The organism is Mycobacterium mantenii (genome assembly GCF_001667865.1).
GTDB lineage: Bacteria > Actinomycetota > Actinomycetes > Mycobacteriales > Mycobacteriaceae > Mycobacterium > Mycobacterium mantenii_A.
Window position 1 is genome coordinate 40526 of record NZ_LZJP01000026.1, and the last position, 20163, is coordinate 60688.

Annotated in this window: 1 protein-coding gene; it reads right to left on the reverse strand. The window is 71.5% G+C overall.

Annotated features, from left to right (window positions below; genetic code table 11):
• Positions 1 to 135: 135 nt before the first annotated feature.
• Positions 136 to 20163, reverse strand: a 20028-nt coding sequence (locus A5688_RS03985; RefSeq protein WP_120312465.1) for a non-ribosomal peptide synthase/polyketide synthase, incomplete at its 5' end; no start/stop codon positions are given.

Here is a 20163-nt window from a genome sequence, read left to right on the forward strand (position 1 = left end):
GCCCGAACCGAAGCGCGCGTGACCTTCGCGAAAAGTGCTGCAACGGGCCACCTACCGCCGCGATCAACGCGTGTTGATCACCGTGATCGACGGAGGTGTGAATTGGATCGCACGGTCGACGCACCCGGGGGCCCGTCATGCCTTGGCGGGCGGCTCGTCCGCGCCGGGCGCCGCGTTGAACCGTTCGTGCGGGGCCAGTTCCCGCCGGCGTTCCGCGCGGATCAGCTGCCGGAGCCGTTCGGAATACGTCTGCACCGAGCCGGCGGTCAGCATCTCGTCGTGGGTGCAGTCCACCGGGTACGTCAGAACGTCGCCCGAGGCATACGGCTCCCAGTATCGGGCCAGCAGCGAACCGCGATCGCTTTGATCCCGCACCGCGGAGAAGACGCTGATGTCACCGTCGAACAGCCCGGGTTCGTGAAGCCGGTAGAGCTCGATGTTGTCGCCGAGATTTCGGACCAGCAGGTCGACGAGCCATCGGTGCCGGGAACCGTCCGCGACGCCCGATTCGCGCAGGAGTTCCGCCAGCTGCTCATCGGTGGGCGGGCCGGTGCGCCCGTCGGTGCTGGTTTGGGTGCTGATGTGATAGCCCCGCAGGACGTCGTCGAGGACGTGCTGCTCGCCCAGCGCGTGCTCCGACAGGGCGATGCCGTCGCCGATGCTGGGTTGGGCGTCGAGCAGGATCAGGCGCCCGATCACGCAGCCGCGTCGCTGCAGCTCGATGGCGATCTCGTGGGCGACGACCCCGCCGAACGACCAGCCCAGGATGTTGTAGGGCCCGCCGGGATAGACGTCCTGGATCCGGTCGGCGTAGTTCTCGGCCAATTCGCGGATAGACCGCGGCGCGGGCTCGTCGGGCCGCCGGGTTTGCTGGATGCCGAAAATCGCGCAGTCCAGATACTTCCCGAGCACCTGATACGGCCAGCTCACCCCGCCGGCCGGGTGGATGCAGAACAGCGGCACGCCGGGCCCGTCGTGCAGGGTCTGCACGGGCACCACCTCGTCGGCATCCGTCGCCCCGGTGTGCAGCCGCCGGCTCAACCCGCTGACGGTGGGCGCCTCGAACAGGGTCCGAACAGCCAACTCAACGCCGAGGCTGGCGTTGATCGCGGCGGTCAGGCGCATCGCGGAGATGCTGTCGCCGCCCAGATCGAAGAACGAGTCGTCGACGCCAACGCGCTCGACACCGAGCACCCGCGCATAGCTGGCGGCCAGGGCCTCTTCGAGGGCGGTGGACGGGGCCCGGTAGTCGCCCCCGGCGTATTGCGCTGCCGGCAGGGCTCGGATGTCGAGTTTGCCGTTGGTGGTCAACGGCAGCGCGTCGAGCGCCACCACCGCCGCCGGTACCATGTAGCCCGGCAGCCGCCCGGCCAGCGCGGTGCGCGCCTCGCCCGGGTCGGCCGTCCCGGTGATGTAGCCCACCAGGCGCTTGACGCCGGGGTGGTCCTCGCGGGCGATCACCACGGCCTGGTCGACGTCGTCGAGTGCGGCCAGCGCTGCCTGGATTTCGCCGAGTTCGATGCGGTAGCCGCGGAGTTTGACCTGCTCGTCGGCGCGGCCGAAGTACTGCAGCTGACCGTCGCCGCCCCAGCGCACCAGGTCGCCGGTGCGGTACATCCGCGTTCCGGCCCCGCCGAACGGGCAGGCCACGAACCGCGACGCCGTCAGCCCGGCCCGGCCGACATACCCCGCGGCCACGCCGTCGCCCGCCACATACAACTCACCGACGACACCGGCGGGCACCGGCCGCAGCCATTCGTCGAGGACGAACAGGGCCGCGCCGTCGACCGGCGACCCGATCGGCGGTGTCCCGGATCCCGGTGTCAGCGGCGCGCTGATCGCCACGCACATGGTGGTCTCGGTCGGGCCGTAGGCGTTGACCATGACCCGTCCGGGCGCCCACCGGTCCACCACCTCGGTCGGGCAGGCCTCGCCCGCCATCACCAGCGACACCGAATCCAGCCCCTCGTGCGAGAGCATCGCCACCGCCGACGGGGTCTGGGTCAACACGGTGACCCCCTCGTCGACCAGCAGGGTGTGGAAGTCCTGCGGTGAACGCGCCACCGACTCGGGCACCACGACCAGTCGCCCGCCGCGCAGCAGCGCGCCGAAGATCTCCCAGACCGACACGTCGAAGGCGTACGAGTGACTCTGCGTCCACACGCCGACCCGCGGCAGGCCCGCGTCCAGCGACTCCAGCAGCTGGGTCACGTTGCGGTGGGTGATCGCAACACCTTTGGGGACACCGGTGGTGCCCGAGGTGTAGATGACGTAGGCGAAGCCCTCGGCCGGGGGTGCCGGCAGCGGCGTGACGGGGCGGTCCCCGATCCGCGGGTCCTCGATATCGATCACCGTCAGGTCGGAGCCACTCAGCCGCGACCGCAGACCCTCGGTGGTGACGGCGGCGATCGGTGCGGCGTCGTCGAGCATGAAGCGGATCCGGGTGCCCGGTGCCGCCGGGTCGATCGGCAGGTAGGCCGCCCCGGTCTTGAGCACCGCCAGCATCGCGACGATCGCCTGCGCCGACCGCGAGAACAGCAGCGCCACCGACTCTCCCGGGCGCGCGCCCTGCTCGGCGAGCAGGTGCGCCAGCCGGGTGGCGGCCTGGTCGAGTTCCCGGTAGGTCATCGACATGCCGCTCCAGCTGATCGCCACCGCGTCGGGCCGGTTGGCGACCTGCGCGTCGAACATCGCGGGTATCGACGGCGGCGCGGGCCGCGGCCGGCCCAGCACCGCGCGGTTGCCGATCTCGTCCAGACGGGCGCGCTCCGGCGCGCCGAGCAGGTCCACCGACGAGAGCGGCCGACCCGGATCGGCGGTCATCGCGAGCAGCACCCGCTCCAGCCGGTCGCTGAGCGCCTCGACGGTTGGCGTGTCGAACACGCCGGTGTCGTATTCCACCCGCAGGCCGAGTTCCTCGCCGGACAGGGCGGCTTGCATCGTCAGCGGGTAGTGGTTGCGCTCGAACATGTTGACGTCGGAGATCGTCAGTTCGTAGTCGACCGCCATCGCCGAGGTGTCCAGCGGGTAGTTCTCGTAGGCGAACAGGGTGTCGAACAGCCGCTCCTGGCCGGTGATCCGGTGGATCTCGCTGAGCGCCAGGTGCTGATGGTCGAGCGTGTCGGCGTGCCCGCGCTGCAGCTCGGTGAGCAGCTCGGTCGTGGTGGTCGCCGCCGTCATGCGGGCCCGCACCGGGACGGTGTTGATCATCAGGCCCACCATCGATTCGGCGCCGGCGACCTCGGCCGGCCGGCCCGACACCGTGGTGCCGAAGGCGACGTCTTGCTGTCCGGTCAGCCAGGCCAGCAGCTGCGCCCACGCGGCCTGTAGCACGGTGCTGACCGTGGTACGGCTGGTGCGGGCCAGCTCGCTGACCGCCCGGGTGGTCTCCTCGGACAGCGCGAACGACTGGACGCCGCGACCGCCGAGCTCCAGCTGTTGCGGCGGCCCGACCAGCGTCGGGGTGTCGAAGCCGTCCAGCACCTCGCCCCAGGCCGCGCGGGCGGCGTCCCGGTCGCGGTCGGCCAGCCAGTCGACGAACCGGCGATACGGCGCGGGTGCGGGCAGTCGCTGCCCGGTGTAGGCCGCGAACGTCTCGTTCAGCAGGATCGGCACCGACCAGCCGTCGAGCACGATGTGATGGATGGTCAGCACCAGCCGGTGCCGGTCGTCGCCCATGCGGACCAGCGCGGCGCGGACGGCCGGCTGGTCGGCCAGGTCGTAGACCGCGGCGCGCTCGGAGGCGCACAGCCGCTCGAGCTGTTCTTCGGGCCGGCTGCCGTTGGTCTTGAGCTCGAGGCAACGCCAGGCCATGGCCGGATCCGCCGGGATGACCTGGACCGGCTCGTCGAACTCGTCGCAGAATCGGGCCACCAGGTGCGGGTGCCGGCCGATCACGGTGTGCATCGCATCGCGCAGCCGGTCCGCGTCCAGCGGGCCGGTCAGGCTGAGGTCCAGCTGGACGACGTACAGGTGGTCCTCCAGCTGGCCCCCGTTGCCCCGCGTGGTGTCGGCGTGGAAGAGCAGCCCCTCCTGCAGGGGGGTCAGCGGCAGCACGTCGGCGATCCGCTGCCGCCGTTCGAGCTGGTCGATCTGCTGCTGGTCCAGGCGGGCCGGGATGATGTCCGACGGGGTCAGCCCGCCGCCGCCGTGGCGGACGTGCGCGCAGATGCCGGCCAGGGCCTCGAACCACAACCGGCTCAGCCGGGCGACCTGCTCGCGGTCCAGCGCCGAGGCGGCCCACGTCCAGTTGGCGTGCAGCTGCGGGCCGTCCGCGGTGTCCATGGTGCCGGCGTTGAGGTCCACGGTGTGCATCAGTGGCATGGGCACCGCCGTGCTGATGGCGGTGGCCGACGAGCCGTCGGGGCTGATTCGCCACAGCTCGTCGGAGAGCTCGGCCGCCGCGCCGCCCAGCCGGCCCAGATAGTTGAACCCGATCGTCGGGTCGGCGCCGTCCAGATCGACCTCGGTGTTCAGGTAGCGCAGCAAGCCGTAGGTCAGCGGATCCGGCAGCGCGCGCAGTTGCTCCTTGGCGTCCTTCACCAGGGCGCCCAGCATCGGTGCGCCGGCCGTGACCTGCGCCCAGGAAACGCCTTGCACCGCAAGGGCCACCGGGTATTTGGTGGTGAACCAGCCCACGGTGCGCGACAGGTCCACCCCGGCGGCCAGCTCCTCGTGGCGGCCGTGGCCCTCCACGTCGATGCCGATCGGCGAGCCGACCGCGATGTCGGGGCCCAGGAACTCGGCCCAGGCCAGGGCGAAGCCGACCAGCAGGATGTCGTTGACCCCTGCGTGGAATGCGGCCGGTGCCTCCCCCAGCAGCGTGCGGGTGGTCTCGGCGTCCAGCGTCACCGACATGTTCTCGGCGGTCTCGTAGGTGTCGGCCTCGGGCCGCACCGCCTGCAGGGCCGGCGGCGTCGCGGCGATCCGCCGCCAGGCGTCGGCCTGCTCGAGCACGGCCGGCGACTGGGCGTGCTCGGCGAGCAGCGTGGCCCACCGGGCGAACGATGTTCCGCCCGCGGGCAGCGCGATCGGTTGCCCGTGATGGTGCTGGCCCCAGGCGATGTTGAGGTCTTCCAGCAGCACCCGCCAGGACACGCCGTCGACCGCCAGGTGGTGAACGATCAGCATCAGCTCGCGGGTGGCGGCCACCCACAGCGCGCTCAGCATCACCCCGGCGGTCGGGTTCAGCCGCGACCGCGCCTCGATGATCGCGGCGTCGGACAGCTCGTCGACCGAGTGCACGCGCTGGGCCGCATCGACCGACCCCGGCTCGGGCACCTGAAGCGACCATTCGCCGGCGGCATCGTCGACCCGCAGCCGCAGCATGGCGTGCCGGTCCAGCAGGGCCTGCAACACCGTCACGACGTCGGCCTCGGTGACGCCGGCGGGGGCCTGCAGCACCATCGTCTGGTTGAACTGGTCGACCGGGCCGTCGACGCTGCGCAGCCAGCGAATGATCGGGGTGGCGGAGATTTCGCCGACGCCCTCGTCGGCCACGCCGTACTCGCCGTCGGTCACGCCGGCCACCCGGGCCAGCCGGGCCACGGTCTGCTCGGTGAAGATGTCGCGCGTCCGCAGCACCAGGCCGGCCGCTCGCGCGCGGGTCACCACCTGCATCGAGGAAATGCTGTCGCCGCCGAGGTCGAAGAAGGAGTCGTCGATGCCGACCCGGTCGACGCCCAGGACCTGCGCGTAGATGCCGGCCAGGGTCTCCTCGACGGGCGTGCCGGGGGCGCGATACCGGTCGACGTCGCGGTATTCGGGCGCCGGCAGGGCCCGCGCGTCGAGCTTGCCGTTGGGCGTCAGCGGCAGGGCCTCGATCGCCACGACGGCGGCCGGGACCATGTAGGCGGGCAGGCGATCGGCCAGCCGGGCGCGGACCTCGACCGGGTCCGCTCCCCCGGTGATGTAGCCGACCAGGCGCTTGTCCCCGGGCCGGTCCTCGCGGGCGATCACCGCGCCCTGCTCGACACCGTCCACGGCCGTCAGCGCCGAACGCACCTCGCCGAGCTCGATGCGGTAGCCGCGGATCTTGACCTGCTCGTCGGCGCGGCCCAGGTACTGCAGCTGACCGTCGGCAGCCCAGCGCACCAGGTCGCCGGTGCGATACATCCGCGAGCCGGGCGCCCCGAACGGGCAGGCCACGAACCGCGACGCGGTCAGGCCGGCCCGGCGCCAATAACCGACGCCGACGCCGCCGCCCGCGACATACAGCTCGCCGACCACGCCGTGCGGCACCGGCCGCAGGGACTCGTCCAGGACGAACACCCCCGCCGCGGGCACCGGCGAGCCGATGGGCACCGTGGGCGATCCCGCCCGCAGCGGGGCGCTGACCGCCGCGTACACCGTCGCCTCGGTCGGGCCGTAGGCGTTGATCATCACGCGGCCGGGCGCCCAGCGGTCGACCAGCTCGGTCGGGCAGGCCTCGCCGGCCACCACCAGGGCCGCGGACTGAAGCCCCTCGGGCGACAGCACGTCCGCCGCGGACGGCGTCTGACTGATGACGGTGACCTCTTCGGCGACCAGCAGCGCGTGGAAATCGTCCGGCGACCGGACCACCGAGTCGGGGATCACCACCAGGCGCCCGCCCTGCAGCAGCGCGCCGAAGATCTCCCACACCGAGACGTCGAAGGCCAGCGAGTGCCATTGCGACCACACGCCCTCGCGCGGCAGACCGGAGTCTCCGGACGCCAGCAGCGCGGCGACGTTGCGATGCGTGACGGCAACGCCTTTGGGGACACCGGTGGTGCCCGAGGTGTAGATCAGGTACGCGATGTCGTCGGCGTCCGGCGTCGGCAACGCGGTGGACGGTTGGGTGTCGACGGCCGGATCGTCGACGTCGATGACGACGACGTGGTGTCCGTACAATCGCTCGGCCAGCTCGGCGGTGCTGATCGCGGCCATCGGCGCGGCGTCGGCGAGCATGAACCCGATCCGCTCCGCCGGCAGCCCCGGGTCGATCGGCAGGTACGCGGCCCCCGTCTTGAGCACCGCCAGGATGGCCACGATCGCCTCGGCCGACCGTCCGAACAGCAGCGCGACCCGCTCGCCGCGGCCGACGCCGAAGCCGGTCAGGCGGTGGGCCAGCCGGTTGGCGGCCTCGTCGAGTTCGCGGTAGGTCCACGCGCGGTCGTCGCAGCGCAGCGCCACCGCGTCCGGGGTGCGCGCGACCTGCTCGGCGAACAACGCCGGGACCGACGCGTCGGTGGCCGGGGGCGCGGTCAGCGCGGCGCGGTTGCCCAGGGCGTCCAGCCGGGCGTGCTCACGCCGGTCGAGCAGGTCGACCGTCGACAGCGCGCGGGTCGGATCGGCCGTCATCGCCTCCAGGACGCGCTGCAGCCGGTCGATCAGCGTGCGGATGGTGTCCGCGTCGAAGACGTCGGTGCGGAATTCGACCCGCCCGCCGATCCCGGCGGGCTCGTTGTCCTCGGCCCAGCGTTCGGCCAGCGAGAAGGTCAGATCCATGCGGGCGACCTGGGTGTCCAGCGGGATCGATGTGACCTGCACGTCGCCCAGGGCCAGCGCGGCGCCGGGGTCGCTGTCCTGGCCGGCGAAGTTCTGCCAGGCCAGCATGACCTGGATCAGGGGGTGATGGGTCAGGCTGCGGGTCGGGTTGACCTTCTCTACCAGCACCTCGAACGGCACGTCCTGGTGCTCGAAGGCCTCCAGGCTGCGCGTGCGCACCCGGGTCAGCAGCTCGGTGAAGCTGGGGTCGCCGGCGAGGTCGACGCGCAGCACCAGGGTGTTGACGAAGAACCCGACCAGCTCGTCGAGCGCGGGGTCGCGTCGCCCGGCGATCGGGAAGCCGACGGCCACGTCGGTGCTGGCGCTGATCTTGGACAGCAGCACGGCCAGGGCGGCCTGCACCACCATGAAGCTGGTGGAGTTGTACTCGCGGGCCAGCCCGGCGACCTGCTGTTGCAGGTCGGCCGGCCAATCCACCTCGACCGCGGCACCGCGCTGGTCGGCGATCGGCGGGTAGGGCCGGTCGGTCGGCAGCTGCAACCGCTCGGGCATGCCGGCCAACGCGTCCTGCCAGTAGGCCAGCTGCGCGGCGATGCGGCTGCCGCTGTCGGCGATCTCGCCGAACTGGGCGCGCTGCCACAGCGTGTAGTCGACGTACTGCACGGCCAGCGGCTCCCAGTCCGGAGCCCGCCCGGCGCAGCGGCTGGCATACGCCACGCCCAGGTCGCGCACCAGCGGCCGCAGCGACCAGCCGTCGGCGGCGATGTGGTGCACCACGGCCACCAGCACGTACTCGTCGTCGGCGATGCGGAACAGCGAGGCGCGCAACGGGATCTGGGTGGCCAGGTCGAAGGTCTCGCCGGCGGCGGCGTCGATGGCCTCACGCAGCCGGCTCGCCGACCAGCCGCGGGCGTTCACGGTCCGCCAGCTCAGATCGGCTTGCTCGACCGGGATCACCACCTGCTGGGGTGTTTCCTCGGTCGCGGCGAACACCGTGCGCAGGCTCTCGTGGCGGGCCACCACGTCGGCCAGCGCCGCGCCGAGCGCCGGGACGTCGAGGCGTCCGTGCATCCGCAACGCCGCCGCCATGTTGTAGACCGGGGACGGTCCCTGCAGCTGGTCGAGGAACCACAGCCGGCTCTGGGCGAAGGACAGCGGGATCACGGCCGGCCGCTCGCCCGCCACCAGCGGGTCCAGCCGGCCGGTGTCCTCGCCGATGCGCGGGGCCAGCTGGGCGACGGTGGGCGACTCGAAGATGACGCGCACCGGGACGCCGACGTCCATGGCGCTGTTGACCGCCGCGATCACCCGCATCGCCGAGATGCTGTCGCCGCCGAGGTCGAAGAAGGAGTCGTCGACCCCGACGCGCTCGACGCCGAGCACGTGGGCGTAGATGCCGGCCAGGATCTCCTCGGTGGGGGTGGTCGGCGAGCGATACCCGGCGGCGGAGTACTCCGGTGCGGGCAGGGCGCGGATGTCGAGTTTGCCGTTGAGGGTCATCGGCAGCGCGTCGAGCACCACCACCGCCACCGGCACCATGTAGGCCGGCAGGCGCTCGGCCAGCTGTGCGCGCGCCTCGGCGGGGTCCGCGGTGCCGGTGAGGTAGCCGACCAGGCGTAAGTCGGCGGGCCTGTCCTCGCGGGCGATGACGACCGCCTCGTCGACGCCGTCGAGCGCGGCCAGGGCCGAGCGCACCTCGCCGACCTCGATGCGGTAGCCGCGGATCTTGACCTGCTCGTCGGCGCGGCCGAAGTACTGCAGCTGCCCGTCGGGACCCCAGCACACCAGGTCCCCGGTGCGGTACATGCGCGTTCCGGGCTCACCGAAGGGGCAGGCGACGAATCGGGTCGCGGTCAGCCCGGCCCGGCGCGCGTAGCCGTAGCCGACGCCGCGGCCGGCGACGTAGAGTTCGCCGACCACTCCGGCCGGCACCTGGCGCAGCCACCCGTCCAGGACGAACAACGCCGCTCCGGGCACCGCCGAGCCTATCGGCGGCGCGCCCGAGCCGGCGGCCAGCGGTGTGCTCATCGACGAGAAGATCGTGGCTTCGGTCGGGCCGTAGACGTTGACCATCGTCCGTCCGGGCGCCCAGCGGTCGACCAGCTCGGGCGGGCAGGGCTCGGCGCCGATCACCAGCGCGGCGGATTCCAGGCCCTGCGGTGACAGCATGCGCACCGCCGACGGGGTCTGGCTCAGCACGGTGACCTTCTCGGCGGCCAGCAGGGCGTGGAATTCCATGGGTGAGCGGGCCACCGAGTCGGGCACCACGACCAGCCGCCCGCCGTGCAGCAGGGCGCCCCAGATCTCCCACACCGAGAAGTCGAAGGCGTACGAGTGGAACTGGGTCCACACCTGGTCGGCCGAGAACTCGACGCCGACGGCCTGCGCGTCGAATAGCCGGGTCACATTGTGGTGGCTGACCGCCACGCCCTTGGGCACACCGGTGGTCCCCGAGGTGTAGATGATGTGCGCGACGTGTTCCGGCGCCGGCGCGGGCACGGGCGTGCCCGGCTGGCGCGCCACGGCGCGGTCGTCGATGTCGATGACGATCAGGTCGTGGGCGTCCAGCTTGTCCGCCAGCGTCGCGACGGTGACCGCCGCCATCGGCGCGGTGTCGGTGAGCATGAAATCGATGCGCGCCGCCGGCAGCGCCGGGTCGATCGGCAGGTAGGCCGCACCGGTTTTCAGCACCGCCAGGATGGCCACTATCGCGTCGGCCGACCTGCCGAACAGCAGGGCCACGGACTCGCCCGGCCCGACCCCGCGGCCGATCAGCAAGTGCGCCAACCGGTTCGACCTCTCGTCGAGCTCCCGGTAGGACATGGAGCGGCCCTCGAAGGTCACCGCGGCGGCCCGCGGGCTGCGCGCCGCCTGCGCGGCGAACAACGCCGGGATCGACATGGCTTTTGAGGGCGTGCTCGGTTGGGTCAGCACGGCCCGGTCACCCCAGCCGTCCAGCCGGTCGTGTTCGGCGGCGTCGAGCACGTCGATCGACGACAGCCGCCGCGCCGGGTCGGTGGTCATGACGGTCAGCAGCAGCCGCAACCGCTCGACCAGCGTTCCGATTCGTGCCGCGTCGAAGACGTCGGTGTCGTATTCGACCTGGAGGCGCAGTTCCTTGCCGGGCTGGGCCTGCACCGTCAGCGGGTAGTGGGTGGACTCGCGGCTGGTGATGTCGGTGACGGCCAGCTCCTGGTCGGCCGACAGCGCGCTGGCGTCGATCGGATAGTTCTCGTACGCGAACAGGGTGTCGAACAGCTGGTCCTGGCCGGTGATGCGGTGAATCTCGTTGAGCGCCAGGTGCTGATGGTCGAGCGTGTGGTTGTAGGCGCCCCGCAGTTGGTCGAGCAGTTCGGCGGTGGTGGTGGTCGCGGTGATGTTCGCCCGGACCGGCACGGTGTTGATCAGCAGGCCCACCATGGTGTCCGCGCCGGCGACCTCGGCGGGACGGCCCGACACGGTGGTGCCGAAGACGACATCGCCGTGGCCGGTCAGGCCGCACAGCAGTTGCGCGAACGCGGCCTGCAGCACCGTGTTGACGGTGGTGTGGCAGGAGCGGGCCAGGTCGGCGATGGCCTGGCTGAGCTCGGCCGGCAGCGTGTACGACTCGACGCTTTGCGCTCCGAGCTCGGTCCGGTCCTGGGGGCCGACCAGGGTGGGGGTGTCGAAGCCGGCGAACACCTCGGCCCAGGCCGCGCGGGCGGCGTCGACGTCGCGCTCGGCCAGCCAGTCGACGAAGCCGCGGTAGGGTGCCGCCGCCGGCAGGCGCTGCCCGTAGTAGGCGGCGAAGATCTCTCCGAGCAGGATCGGCATCGACCAGCCGTCGAGCACGATGTGGTGGTTGGTCAGCACCAGGCGGTATCGGTCTGCGGCGGTGCGGGCCAGCGCCACCCGGAAGGCGGGCTGCTCGGCGAGGTCGCCGCACACCGCGGCGCGCTCGGCGGCGCACAGCCCCCGAACCCGCGCGTCCGCGTCGGGGTCGCCGTCCAGTTCGAGGTACTGCCAGGCCGCCGCGGGGTCGGCCGGGATGATCTGGACCGGCTCGTCGTACTGGTCGCAGAACCGTGCCACCAGGTTGGGATGCCGGCCGATCATCGTCTGCACCGCGTCGCGCAGGCGGTCGGGGTCGAGCGGGCCGGTGATGCTGATGTCCAGCTGTCCCGCGTAGAGGTCGTCGGTCGCCTGCGCGGTGTTGGCGTGGAAGAGCAGCCCCTGCTGGACCGGGGTGAGCGCCAGCACGTCGGCGATGTGGTGTTGCCGCGCAAGCTGATCGAGCTGGTGTTGGTTCAGGCGGGCGGGCGCGATGTCCGACGGCGTCAGGCCGCCGCCCCCGTCGCGCACGTGGGCGCAGATACCGGCCAGGGCCTCGAACCACAGCCGGCCCAGCCGGGTGACCTGCTCGTCGTCCAGGGCCGAGGGCGCCCAGGTCCAGTTGGCGTGTAGCTGTGGTCCGGCGTCGGTGTCGATGGTGACGGCGTTCAGCTCGACGGTGTGCATCAGCGGCATGGATATGGCGGTCGCCGCGCGGGTGACCGGCCAGCCGTCCGGGTCCGGCCGCCACATGTCGTCGGTGAGCTCGGCCGCACCGCCCTGGCGTCCCAGGTAGTTGAACCCGATCACCGGGTCGGCGCCCTCGAGGTCGACGTCGGTGTTCAGGTAGCGCAGCAGCCCGTAGGTCAGCGGGTCCGGCAGGGCGCGCAGCTGCTCCTTGGCGTCTTTGAGCACCGCGCCGAGCGCCGTGCCGCCGGCGATCACCTGCGCCCAGGAAACACCTTGCACCGCAAGGGACACCGGGTATTTGGTGGTGAACCAGCCCACGGTGTGGGACAGGTCGACGTCGCGGCCCAGCCCCTCGTGGCGGCCGTGGCCCTCGACGTCGATGCCGATCGGTGCGGCGGGGCCGCCGGCGAATTCCGCGCACGCCAGCCCGAACGCGATCAACAGGATGTCTTGCACCCCAGCGTGATACGCCGCCGGCACGTCACCGAGCAGCATGCCGGTGGTTTCCTCGTCGAGTTCCATCGACAGGTGCCCGGCGGTGGCGAAGGTGTCCACCTCGGGGCGCAGCGCGGGAAATGCGGGCGGCGCCGCCGCGACCTGCCGCCAGGCTTCGGCCTGCCCAACCACGTCCGGGTGGTGCGCGTGTTCGGCCAGCCGCGAGGACCACCGGGCGAACGAGGTGCCGGCGGTGGGCAGCGTCACGGGCTGCCCGCCGTGATGCTGCGCCCAAGCGATGTTCAAGTCCTGCAACAGGATTCGCCAGGAAACACCGTCGACGGCCAGGTGGTGAACGATCACCACCAGCTGGCGGGTCGCGCTCGCCCACACCGCGCTGAGCATCACACCGGCGGCCGGGTTCAGCAGTGACCGCGCCTGGATGACCGCCGCGTCGGACAGTTCGTCCACGGCGTGCAGGCAGGTGCGGGCATCCACCGATCCCGGCTCGGGCACCGTCAGCGACCAGCCGGCGGCGGGATCCTTGTCGACGATCAGCCGCAGCATGGCATGGCGGTCCAGCAGGGCCTGTAGCACCGCGACGACGTCGGCATCGGTGGCGGCGGCGGGGGCCTGCACCAGCATGGCCTGGTTGAACTGATCGACTTGGCCGCCGGCGTTTTCCACGTCCTGCAGCCAGCGGATGATCGGGGTGGCCTGCACCGGGCCGAGGCCCTCGTCGGCCACGGCGGCTTCGGCGTCGGCCACTTCGGCCACCCGGGCCAGCCGGGCCACGGTCTGCTCGACGAAGATGTCGCGCGTCTTGCACACCAGGCCCGCCGCCCGTGCGCGGGTCACCACCTGCATCGACGAAATGCTGTCGCCACCGAGGTCGAAGAAGGAGTCGTCGACGCCGACGCGCTCGAGGCCGAGCACCTGGGCGTAGATTCCGGCCAGGATTTCTTCGATTGCGTTGTCGGGGGCGCGATACCGGTCGGCGTCCTGATAGTCCGGTGCGGGCAGGGCGCGGGTGTCGAGCTTGCCGTTGGCGGTGAGCGGCAGGGCCTGCATCACGATCACAGCGGTCGGGATCATGTAGCCCGGCAGCCGCTCGGCCAGCGCGGCGCGCACCGCGGCCGGGTCGGCGGTGCCGGTGACGTACCCGACGAGGCGCCTGTCCCCGGGGCGGTCCTCCCGGGCCACCACGACCGCCTGCTCGACGCCGTCCACCCACGCCAGCGCCGTGCGCACCTCGCCGAGTTCGATGCGGTAGCCGCGGATCTTGACCTGCTCGTCGGCGCGGCCCAGGTAGTCCAGCTGCCCGTCGGCGCGCCAGCGCACCAGGTCACCGGTGCGATACATGCGCGCACCCGGCTCGCCGAAGGGGCAGGCCACGAAACGCGATGCGGTCAAGCCGGACCGCCGCCAGTAGCCGCAGGCGACGCCGGCGCCGGCCACATAGAGCTCGCCGACCACGCCCGGGGGCACCGGCCGCAGCGACTCGTCGAGCACGAACGACGCCGCGCCCGGCACCGGGGAGCCGATCGGCACCACACCGGGCGCCCCCGCCTCCAGCGGCGCGCTGATAGCGGCGTAGACGGTGGCTTCGGTCGGGCCGTAGGCGTTGATCATCGCCCGTCCCGGCGCCCACCGGTCGACCAGTTCGGACGGGCAGGCCTCACCGGCCACCACCAGGGTGACCCCCTGAAGGCCCGCCGGCGGGAGCGCGCCGGCCGCGGACGGGGTTTGGCTGAGCACGCTGACCTGTTCGGCCACCAGCAATGCGTGCAGATCTTCGGGTGAACGGGCCACCGATTCGGGCACCACGACCAGTCGGCCGCCATGCAGCAGGGCGCCGAAGATCTCCCAAACCGAGACATCGAAGGCCAGCGAATGCCATTGCGACCACACGCCCTCGCGCGGCAGTCCCGAGTCGCCGGCCGCCAGCAGCTGGGTGACGTTGCGGTGCGTCACCGCAACGCCTTTGGGGACACCGGTGGTGCCCGAGGTGTAGATCAGGTAGGCGAGGTCGTCCGGTCCCGGCGCCGGCAGTGCGGTGGCCGGCTGGGTGTCGATGGCGGGGGCCTCGATATCACCGACGTCGACGACCTCGACGTCGGTACCGTCGAACCGGTCGGCCAGATCGGCGGTGGTGACCGCCGCGACCGGGGCGGCGTCGGTGAGCACGAAGCCGATCCGCGACTCGGGCAGTGCCGGGTCGATCGGCAGGTAGGCCGCCCCGGATTTGAGCACCGCGAGGATGGCCACGATCGCCTCGGCGGAGCGCGAAAAGAGCAGCGCCACAGTCCGTCCCGGGCCCGCGCCACGGGCGGTCAGCAGATGCGCCAGCCGGTTCGACGCCTCGTCCAGCTCACGATAGGTCAGCGAGCGGCCGTCGCACACCAGCGCCACGGCATCGGGGGTGCGGGCTACCTGCGCGGCGAACAGCGTCGGGATCGACTCGGTGCGCGTTGCCGATCCGCTCAGCGCGGCCCGGTTTCCGATCTCGTCCAGCCACGCGTGTTCGCTCTCGTCGAGCAGATCGACCGACGAAACCGCTTGTGCGGGATCGGCGGTCATCGCATCCAGCACCCGCTCCAATCGGTCGATCAGCGCCTCGATGGTGTCCTCGTCGAACACGTCGGTGCGGAATTCGAGGGTTCCGCCGATCCCGGCGGGCTCGTTGCTCTCGGCCCAGCGCTCGCCCAGCGAGAAGGTCAGGTCCATGCGGGCGGTCTGGGTGTCCACCGGCATCGGCGTGACGTCGACGTCGCCCAGGGACAGCCCCGCGGCCGGGCCGCCGTCCTGGCCGGCGAAGTTCTGCCAGGCCAGCATCACCTGCACCAGCGGGTGGTGGGTCAGGCTGCGGGTCGGGTTGAGCCGCTCGACGAGCACCTCGAAGGGCACGTCCTGGTGCTCGTAGGCGGCCAGGCTGCGCGTGCGCACCCGGTCCAGCACCTCGGCGAAGGTCGGGTCACCGGCGACGTCGACCCGCAGCACCAGGGTGTTGACGAAGAAGCCCACCAGCTCATCGAGAGCGGGGTCGCGTCGCCCGGCGATCGGAAAGCCCACCGCCACATCGGGATTGGCGCTGAGCTTGGACAACAGCACCGTCAGCGCGGTCTGGATCACCATGAAGCTGGTGGCGTTGTGTTTTTGGGCGACATCGCGGACCCGCCGCTGCAGCTCGGTGGGCCAGTCGATTTCGACGGTGGCGCCGCGCTGGTCGGCCACCATCGGGTAGGGCCGGTCGGTGGGCAGCTGCACCCGCTCGGGCATGCCGGCCAGCGCGTCCTGCCAGTAGGCCAGCTGGGCGGCGATGCGGCTGTCGCCGTCGGTCAGGTCACCGAATTGCGCGCGCTGCCACAGCGTGTAGTCGACGTACTGCACCGGCAACGGCGCCCAGTCGGGGGCCCGCCCGGCACAGCGGCTGGCGTAGGCCACCCCCAGATCACGCACCAGCGGCGTGATGGACATGCCGTCGGCGGCGATGTGGTGCACGACCGCCACCAGCACATGCTGGTCGTCGGCCACATGGAAAAGCTCTGCCCGCAAAGGGATTTGGGTGGCCAGGTCGAAGGTGTAGCGGGCCGTGTCGCCGATCGCCTCCTCCAAGTGGGTTGCCGACCAGCCGCTGGCGTCGACAACCTCCCAGCCGAAATCGGCCGCCTCCGCCGGTAAGACGACCTGCTGGGGTGTTCCCTCGGGCGCGGCGAACAGGGTGCGCAGGCTCTCGTGCCGGGCCACCACATCGCCCAGGGCGGCCCCGAGCGCCTCGGCGTCGAGTCGGCCGTCCAGCCGCAGCGCGGCCGACATGTTGTAGACCGGCGAGGGCCCCTGCAATTGGTCCAGGAACCACAACCGATTCTGCGCGAACGACAGCGGCACCACCGCGGGCCGCTCCCCCGCGATCAACGGCTCCAGCCCGCTTCCGCCCTCGCCGATCCGGGGCGCCAACTGGGCCACCGTGGGCGACTCGAACACGACGCGCACCGCCAGATCGGCACCCAGGCTCGCGTTGATCGCGGCGATCAGACGCATCGCCGAGATGCTGTCCCCGCCGAGATCGAAGAACGAGTCGTCGACCCCGACCCGCTCCACGTCGAGGATCTCGGCGTAGATGCCGGCCAGGATCTCTTCGGTGGGGGTCTCGGGGGCGCGGTACTCACCGGCGACGTAGTCGGGTGCCGGCAGGGCGCGGGTGTCCAGTTTGCCGTTGGCGGTCAACGGAAGTGCGTCGAGCGCCATCACCGCGGCGGGGACCATGTAGGCGGGCAGCCGTTCGGCCAGTGCGGTGCGCGCCGACGTCGCGTCGGCGCTGCCGGTCAGGTAGCCGACCAGGCGCTTATCGCCGGGGCGGTCCTCGCGCGCGATGACCACGGCCTGCTCGACGCCGTCGAGTCCGGCCAGCGCGGTTTGGATTTCGCCGAGTTCGATGCGGTAGCCGCGAACCTTGACCTGCTCGTCGGCGCGGCCGAAGTACTGCAGCTGCCCGTCGGCGGTCCAGCGCACCAGGTCGCCGGTCCGGTACATCCGCGTTCCGGCCCCGCCGAACGGGCAGGCCACAAACCGCGATGCGGTCAGCCCGGGCCGACTGAGATATCCCGCGGCCACACCGGATCCGGCCACATACAGCTCCCCGACCACACCTTCGGGCACCGGACGCAACGACTCGTCGAGTACGAACAGCGCCGCCCCGGGCACCGGGGACCCGATCGGCACCGGCCCGTGGGCCGCCGACCCCGGCGCCAGGGGTGCGCTGATGGTCACACACATCGTCGTCTCGGTCGGCCCATAGGCATTGACCATCACCCGTCCGGGCGCCCACCGGTCCACCACCTCGGCCGGGCAGGCCTCACCGGCCATCACCAGCGACACCGACTCCAGCCCCTCGGGCGAGAGCATCGCCACCGCCGACGGGGTCTGGGTCAACACGGTGACGCCCCGGGCGACCAACACCTCATGCAGGTCTTGGGGTGAACGCGCCACCGACTCGGGCACCACGACCAGCCGCCCGCCGCGCAGCAGCGCGCCGAAGATCTCCCAGACCGAGACGTCGAAAGCCAGCGAGTGACTGTGCGACCAGACCCCCGCTGCCGGCAGGCCCGCATCCAGTGACCCCAGCAGCGCGGTGACGTTGCGATGAGTGATGGCAACGCCTTTGGGGACACCGGTGGTGCCCGAGGTGTAGATCAGGTAGGCGACGCTGTCCGGCCGCGGCAGCGGCAGACCCGTGTCCGGGAAGCTGTCGATGCGCCGATCGTTGACGTCGATGACGGGCACGCCGTGGCCCTCGAACCGCCCGGTCAGATCAGCGGTGCTGACCGCGACCACCGGCGTGGCGTCGCCGAGCATGAACTCGATCCGGGTATCCGGTGAAGAGGGGTCGATCGGCAGATAGGCCGCCCCGGTCTTGAGCACCGCCACAATCGCCGCGACGGCCTCGGCAGACCGCGAAAACAGCAGGGCCACAGTCTGTCCCGGGCCCGCACCGTGGGCCGCCAACTGGTGTGCCAACCGGTTCGACGCCTCGTCCAGCTCGCGGTAGGTCACCGACAAGCCCTCGCACACCAGCGCCACCGCCTCCGGCGCGCCGGCCACCTGCGCGGCGAACAACTCCGGCACCGACACCGGCGCACTCGCCGGCCCGGTCAAAACCGCCGTATTTCCAAGCCTTTCCAGACGCGCGTGCTCGGCCTCGTCGAGCAGGTCCACCGACGACAACGGGTGGGTGGGATCGGCGGTCATCACCGTCAGCACCCGCCGCAGCCGCGCGATCAGCGTCTCGATGGTGGCCGCGTCGAACACGTCGGTGCGGAATTCCACCCGCCCGCCGATGCCGGCGGCCTCACCGTTGGCGGTCCAGCGTTCGGCGAGTGAGAACACCAGGTCCATACGGGCCGACTGGTCCTCCACCGGCACGGACTCGACCTCGAGGTCGCCCAGCGCCAGACCGGCGGCCGGGTCGTCGTGCCCGGCGAAGTTCTGCCAGGCCAGCATCACCTGAACCAGCGGATGGTGTGTCAGGCTCCGGGTCGGGTTGATCCGCTCGACCAGCACCTCGAACGGCACGTCCTGGTGCTCGAACGCCGCCAGGCTGCGCGCCTGTACGCGCTCCAGCAGTTCGGTGAAGCTGGGGTCGCCGGTCAGGTCGACACGCAGCACCAGCGTGTTGACGAAGAATCCGACCAGCTGGTCGAGGGCGGGGTCGCGTCGCCCGGCGATCGGGAAGCCCACCGCCACATCGGAACTCGCGCCGATCTTGGACAGCAGCACGGCCAGGGCGGCCTGCACCACCATGAAGCTGGTCGCGTTGTGCTCGCGGGCCAGTCGGCGAACCTGCTCCTGCAGTTCCGCGGGCCAGTCCACGACCACGCTGTCGCCGCGCTGGTCGGCCACCGGCGGGTAGGGCCGATCGGTGGGTAACTGCAGCCGTTCGGGCATCCCGGCCAGCGCCTGCTCCCAGTAGGCCAGCTGAGAGCCGATGCGGCTGGTGCCGTCGTCGAGGTCACCGAACTGGGCACGCTGCCAGAGCGTGTAATCGATGTACTGAACCGGCAATTCGGCCCATCCCGGGGCCTGCCCGGCGCACCGGCTGGTGTAGGCCACACTCAGGTCGGCGCCCAGCGGCGTGAGCGACAAACCGTCGGCGGCGATGTGGTGCACCACGATGGCCAGCAGGTGCTCATCCGCGGTCAGCTTGAAAAGCTTTGCCCGCATAGGGATTTCGCCCGACAAATCAAACGTGTAGCGGGTGGCGCCCTTGATGGCGTCGTCCAGCTGGTCTGGCGACCAAGCCGTGGCATCGACGGCCTCCCAGCCGAAGTCGGCGCGCTCGGCGGGCATCACGGCCTGCTGGGGGGTTCCCTCCTGCGCCGGGAACAGGGTGCGCAGACTTTCGTGGCGGCTCACCACGTCGGCCAGCGCCGCACCGAGGGCATCGGGGTCGAGCTGCCCGCGCAGCCGCAACACGGCCGCCATGTTGTACAGCGGTGAGGGGCCCTGGAATTGGTCGACGAACCACAACCGGTTCTGCGCGAACGACAACGGGACCACCGCGGGCCGCTCACCGGCCACCAGCGGCTCCAGGCCGCCGGTGCTCTCGGCGATGCGCGGCGCCAACTGGGCGACCGTGGGTGCCTCGAAGACGACGCGCACCGGAAGGTCGCTTTCCAGCGCGGAATTGATGGCGGTGACCAGGCGCATGGTGGACAGTGAGTCGCCGCCGAGGTCGAAGAAGGAGTCGTCGACCCCGACCCGCTCGACGCCCAAAACCTGGGCGTAGATGCCGGCCACGATCTCCTCGATCGCGGTGCTCGGGGCGCGGTAATTGTCGACGGCCCGATAGTCCGGGGCGGGTAGGGCCCGGGCGTCGAGCTTGCCGTTCACCGTTACCGGCAGCGCGTCGAGCACCACCACCGCCGCCGGGACCATGTACCCCGGGAGTCGCTCGGCCAGCGCGGCCCGCGCCTTGCCCGGGTCCGCCGAACCGGTGACGTAACCGACCAGGCGCTTGTCACCGGGGCTGTCCTCGCGGGCGACGACGGCCGCCTGCTCCACCCCGTCGAATGCGGCCAGCGCCGCCTGGATTTCGCCGAGTTCGATGCGGTAGCCGCGGACCTTGACTTGTTCGTCGGCGCGGCCGAGGTAGCGCAGTTGTCCGTCGGGGCCCCAGCAGACGAGATCGCCGGTGCGATACATCCGGGTGCCCGGTTCACCGAACGGACACGCCATGAACCGCGACGCGGTCAGCCCGGGCCG